Genomic DNA, 1,376 nt, shown 5'->3' with positions numbered 1-1,376 from the left:
GTCGATGTTAGCCATAATTCAATTACTCCTTATTTTTTAGGCTTCACATGATCCTAGCATTCTATGATAATATTTGTGTAGCGATATGTTTTTCCCTTATCTGAGGAAGATAAGGCACGCTTAGTAGTTTCTCCTCATTCCGCTTCGCTACATGATGAGAAACTAGCGTGTCAAACGGGAAAAGACCCGTTTGAAAACTACATCAGGCAAAGCCTGACAAAAACGAAAAGAGCAAAAAAATGGCAATCGGTAGATTAAGTGTAGGCGTAGGCCCAAAAGGAAAAGCAGGCCCTCATGCTATGTACATAGCGAGGGAAGGAAAATACGCGAAGCATAATGAAAAAATTGAAAAGTTAGAGGCAACAGGTAGCGGCAATATGCCTGATTGGGCGCAAGCTGATCCGAATTTTTTCTGGAAAATGTCCGATGAACATGAGCGTAAAAATGGTACTTCATATCGAGAGCATGTGATTTCCTTACCTCGTGAGCTAACTCCAGAGCAAAGACATGAGCTAATCAAAGAATGGATTGAGCAAGAGATTGGAGAAAAACACGCTTATCAGTACGCTATACATAATCCGCTAGCGCTTGATGGAGGCGAACAGCCGCACGCTCATATTATGTTTAGCGAGCGCCTAAGAGATGGTATAGAGCGCGATCCTGACACTTATTTCAAGAGATACAACAGCAAAAATCCTGAGCGCGGAGGAGGTAAAAAAGCTAATGAACCCAAGCTCGCAGATGAGCGAAAGTTAGAGCTAAAAGAACAGCGCGATCGCTGGGAGAAATTGTGTAATCAGCATCTTGAATTGGCGGGATCAGACGCTAGAATCAGCATGAAAACCCTTAAAGAACAAGGGATTGATAGAGAGCCAGTCAACCTATCAATGCAGCAAATTAAACGCGCAGATGTTAAAGACATCTATACTGATCTACTCACCGCTAGAGCAGGTTTTAAAAACGCTAAATCAGATAGCCAGGCTATTAATATTGTTAATGAGTTAAGAAAAATTGATAAGGAATTACATGAGCGAGCAAGTGAAGCAGTTGATAGAGCAAGTAGAGCAGTTGACAGCTATCAACGAAGATTTAAAACGGATAGATCAAGGGTTAATAGATCAGGAGGAGCGAAACTCTCTCTCGATAGCGCGATTAGAGAGGCGACAAATGGAACTGATTACAGCAAATACATCACTAATGAAAGTAAACAGCGAGTTGAAGAAAGCAAACGACTCACTAACGAAAGCAAACAGCGAGTTGAAGCAAGCAAACAACTCGCAACAAGTGCTGATCAAAAAATTAATGAGCGTATAGCAGCACAAGCAGCAGAGAAGGCCACACAAGAGCGACTAGAGCAGCAAGCGGCAGAGAAGGCC

1 protein-coding gene is annotated in these 1,376 nt (G+C 42.4%); it reads left to right on the top strand.

All coding sequences use genetic code 11. The features are described 5' to 3' along the window. Positions 1-239 precede the first annotated feature (239 nt). Positions 240-1,376, top strand: a 1,137-nt coding sequence (locus tag H9653_RS12335) for a MobA/MobL family protein (RefSeq protein ID WP_191692583.1), incomplete at its 3' end; no start/stop codon positions are given.

Origin of the sequence: Psychrobacter communis, from assembly GCF_014836505.1 — a bacterium.
In the GTDB taxonomy this organism is placed as follows: domain Bacteria; phylum Pseudomonadota; class Gammaproteobacteria; order Pseudomonadales; family Moraxellaceae; genus Psychrobacter; species Psychrobacter faecalis.
The sequence above is the reverse complement of the archived record's forward strand: the minus strand, read 5'-3'. Positions and strand labels throughout refer to the sequence as shown.